Annotated in this window: 1 pseudogene; it reads left to right on the plus strand. The window is 58.8% G+C overall.

What is annotated here, in order from left to right:
* Positions 1 to 182: pseudogene (locus ACYP33_RS28035) on the plus strand (VOC family protein); the annotation flags it as partial.
* Positions 183 to 430: the final 248 nt, after the last annotated feature.

Below are 430 nucleotides of genomic sequence, written 5' to 3' on the forward strand. Positions count from 1 at the left end.
TGCGCGTCGCCAGCGAGGAAGTACTGAATACGGTGTTCGAGCGGGTGTCCGAATGGCCGGGCGCGCGAGTGGAATTTTCGCCCGAGCAGCTTGGTAAGGGCACCAAGCGCCATGCGATGGTTTATGAGCCGGGCGGTATCCGTATCGAGTTCGATTACGACACGGGCGTGGCGGCGAAGTAATTCGACGCTATTGGCTGGTATGACAGATCGCCCCTGCTTTTAAGACGTCGGGCGATTGGTCGTCGCCTGCATCGTGGTGGTGGTGAAACGACCTTTTTTGACGCGTTAGGTGATTCACCACTCATGACTTATCGGCTCTACTATTCGCCCGGTGCCTGTTCCCTTGCTGTCCATATCGTGCTGGAAGAACTGGGCGTGCCTTACTCGCTGGCGCCTACCGTGATCGCCAACGGGGCCACGCAGTCGGC

The sequence above is a fragment of the Burkholderia sp. 3C genome (assembly GCF_054589155.1).